Annotated in this window: 4 protein-coding genes; all 4 read right to left on the bottom strand. The window is 70.5% G+C overall.

Going from position 1 to position 3,408, the window contains the following annotated elements:
- The coding region (locus tag EYA84_RS33185; RefSeq protein WP_201272515.1) for a crossover junction endodeoxyribonuclease RuvC at positions 1 to 425 on the bottom strand (425 nt) is incomplete at its 3' end.
- Positions 426 to 559: 134 nt separating this feature from the next.
- Positions 560 to 1,672 carry a sodium:proton exchanger gene (locus tag EYA84_RS29100; protein WP_131057212.1) on the bottom strand — a complete coding sequence of 371 codons (1,113 nt, stop codon included), beginning with the start codon at positions 1,670 to 1,672 and terminating at the stop codon, positions 560 to 562.
- 91 nt (positions 1,673 to 1,763) lie between these two features.
- Positions 1,764 to 2,480 carry a DedA family protein gene (locus EYA84_RS29105; RefSeq protein WP_131057214.1) on the bottom strand — a complete coding sequence of 239 codons (717 nt, stop codon included), beginning with the start codon at positions 2,478 to 2,480 and terminating at the stop codon, positions 1,764 to 1,766.
- A 233-nt stretch (positions 2,481 to 2,713) separates the two neighbouring features.
- Positions 2,714 to 3,313 carry a TetR/AcrR family transcriptional regulator gene (locus tag EYA84_RS29110; RefSeq protein WP_131057216.1) on the bottom strand — a complete coding sequence of 200 codons (600 nt, stop codon included), beginning with the start codon at positions 3,311 to 3,313 and terminating at the stop codon, positions 2,714 to 2,716.
- Positions 3,314 to 3,408 lie beyond the last annotated feature (95 nt).

The raw sequence follows: 3,408 nt of genomic DNA on the forward strand, positions 1-3,408 counted from the left end.
GCGTCGGCCGGGCGCGGCGGCTCGGGCAGCCGCAGCAGCCGGGTGACCATCGCCGTGATCTGCGCCTTGTCCGCCTTCCCGGAGCCGGTCACCGCCGCCTTCACCTCGCTCGGCGTGTACGTCTGCACCGGCAGCCCGGCGCGCGCCCCGGCGAGTACGGCGATCCCGCTGGCCTGCGCGGTGCCCATCACCGTACGCACGTTGTGCTGGCTGAACACCCGCTCCACGGCCACACTGTCCGGCCGGTGCTCGGCGACCAGCTCGGTCAGTGAACGGTCCAGGTGCAGCAGGCGGGCCGGCAGCTCGTCACCGGGATCGGTGTAGACGACGTAGTAGGCGATCAACGTGCAGGGCTTCCCGGGGACCCCCTCGACCACGCCGACCCCACACCGGGTCAGCCCCGGGTCGACGCCGAGCACCCGCACGCCGCCTCCTCCCCCGACCACCGGCCAGTACGTGTGTTCGACACCCTACCGATGCCGTCCGCGAGCCACGCTCCGGGACACGCCCGGCACCGTCGCACCGCGCCACCGGAGTCGCCGTGTGGCCCGACCCGGTCTCATCCCCACCAGAACAGCGAACCGAGCACGGTGTAGAGCGCCACCAGCGCCAGACCTTCCAGGTGATTGACCGTGCCGTCGATGGTCACGAAGACGACGAGCAGGGCGGCCACGATGACCGCGACGATCTGCAACGGCGGGAAGATCAGCGTGAACTCGCCGGCGCCGAGCAGCGGGGCGATCAGCATGAGCACCGGGGCCAGCATCAACGCGACCTGGAGCGCGCCCTCCATGGTGATCGCGGTGGCGGTGTCGGCGTCGCCCCGCAGGCTGAGCTGCACCGCCGGGGCGAGCTGCGACAGGTTGCCGACGGTGGCCACCAGGAAGAGACCGACGAAGGCGGCGTTGAGGTTCATCGCCTCGGTCGCCGGCAGCAGGGCGTCCATCAGCCAGTCCGCCTCGAACGCGATGAGCAGACCGGCCACGGTCACCAGCACCAGTACGCGCGGCAGCGGCCACGTGCCCACCTTGGCCTCACCGGCCCCGTTGTGCACCGGCGGCGGCGCGTCGGCGTCCTTGCCGAGCCGGAACGGCAGCGACACCACGAAGACGGTGAGCAGGGCGATCGCCACCACGTAGGAGACCGCGGTGGTGTGTTCGGCGGCGGGGGTGCCGAGGTTCACCGCGATCGCCGGGGTGATCAGGGTGGCCATCAGGAGCACGAGCATGACCCGGGTGACCTTGGCGTGCCGACCGTCGATGCTCATCGTGCCGTTGCGCAGCCCGCCGGCCAGGTAGGACATTCCGTTGCCCAGCAGCAGCAGGTTGAGCACCGACCCGATCAGCGCGGCCTGCACCACGGCCACCAGGCCGGCGCGGAGCGCGAAGATGCAGATGATCAGCTCGGGCAGGTTGCCGACCACGGCCTGGAACGTGCCGATGGCGGCCGGACGCATCCGGCCACCGAGCTGGTCCAGCGACCGCCCGAGCACCGCCGAGGCGAGGGTGATCGCGGCCAACGCGACGAAGAACCGCAGCACCGGCGCCGCGCCGCTGAGATGGGCCAGGGCCGCGAGCATCGCACCGAGTGCGGTCGCACCCCACAGGAACAGGTCCACCAGGCGCCCGACGTCCCGGCGGGGTTGATCGATCTCGGCCGCCGGCGTCTGCATGATCGCACCTTATGGGGCGGCACCACCGGGACCACCATCTCCGGTGGCCGGTGTGACCCGGACGACGGCGCCCGGGTCACCGTGGCGACGCTCAGTGCTTGCCGTAGTGCTCCCGGGTCTCGCGGATCGCCTCCTCGGCCGCCGCGCGCTCCTGCGGCGTGGCGCCCCGCTTGGCGGCCATCCGCGCGCGCAGCAGCTCGAACACGATCGGCAGGACCGAGATCGCCACGATGGCGATGAGGATGTACTCGATGTTCGTCTTGACGAACGGGATCTGGCCCAGGAAGTAGCCGAGCACCGTCACGCCGGTGCCCCAGAGGATGCCGCCCACCACGTTGTAGATGACGAAGGTGCGGTAGTTCATCCGGCTCACCCCGGCCACGATCGGGGTGAACGTCCGGACGATCGGCACGAAGCGCGCCAGCACGATCGACCGGGCACCGTACTTCTCGAAGAAGTCATGGGCCTTGAGCAGGTTCTCCTGCTTGAACAGTCGCGAGTTCGGGCGCCGGAACAGCGCCGGCCCGACCTTGCGGCCGAACAGGTATCCCACCTGGTCCCCGGCGATGGCGGCGATGGTGATGAGCAGGCACACCAGCCACAGCGGATACTTGATGTACTGCCCGTCGGCGACCAGCAGGCCGGTGGTGAACAGCAACGAGTCACCCGGCAGGAAGAACCCGATCAGCAGGCCCGACTCGGCGAAGACGATCACCAGGATGCCGATCAACCCGAAGGTCGAGATCAACCACTCCGGATCGAGCCAGTCCGGGCCGAGAGCCAGGGTGGTGGTGATGGGCGTCGACACGGAGACCTCCGAAGACCGCGGCATTCGTCCCGACCGCCGCGGGACGCCCGTAGTCTAGGCCGCCTTCGATCGCCCCGGTGCCCGACATCAGCTCACACCGATCCGCGCAGGTCACGGGCGTTGCGGCGGGTCGTGAGCCGCCCTCTCGTACCAACGCGTCCCGCCGCGCCGCACTGCGGACCGTGCCGTACTTCCGGACCGGGCCGTGGTCCGGGCGAGGTTCCGGCTTGTGGTCAGCGGGCGGTGATGCCGTCCAGCACCTGGTCGACGACCTTCTCCGGAAGGGTCGTCGTGTCGAGGTCCGGGTTCCAGTTCATCACCCGCTGGATGAGCATCGGGCCGGTGAGCATGGCCATGGTGACCTCGACGTCGAGGTCGGCGCGGAGTTCACCGTCGCGTACGCCGCGTCGCAGCACCTCCCGCATCACCGCGCGGCGCGGCTCGATGATGTTCTGGTAGAGCGCGTACTGCTCGGGGTCTCGTTTCACCATCGGCACCAGACACGGCATGATCTTCGCCGCGCGCGGGTCGATGTGATGCCCGATGGCGCTGACCAGGGTGATCAGGTCCTCCCGGACGGACCCGCCGGCCGGCTGCGGCGGGTCGCCCTTGAGCGTCCGCAACGCGTCACTCAGCAGCGCGTTCTTGCCCGGCCACCGTCGGTAGATGGTGGCCTTGCCGACTCCGGCCCGGGCGGCGATCGCCTCCACCGAGATCGCCTCGATCGTGCTGCCCTCCGCCAGCAGATCCAGGGTCGCCTCGACGATGGCCTCGTCCGCGCGGACGCTCCGCGGCCGACCGGGCGGTCGCGGGGCGTCCGCGCTGCTCGTCATGCCGGCATTGTTCCTGACATCAGGGCGTACCGGCCAACTCGGGCTCGCCGACCGGCGTCGGCGCTGCGGCGGCGGCCCGCCCCGGCAGCGGTGGC

It is taken from the genome of Verrucosispora sp. SN26_14.1 (genome assembly GCF_004307965.1).
GTDB lineage: Bacteria > Actinomycetota > Actinomycetes > Mycobacteriales > Micromonosporaceae > Micromonospora.

Coding starts and splice junctions, on each gene's coding strand:
- EYA84_RS29100 (WP_131057212.1), bottom strand. CDS start 1,672: ATGCAGACGCCGGCGGCCGAGATCGATCAACCCCGCCGGGACGTCGGG.
- EYA84_RS29110 (WP_131057216.1), bottom strand. CDS start 3,313: ATGACGAGCAGCGCGGACGCCCCGCGACCGCCCGGTCGGCCGCGGAGC.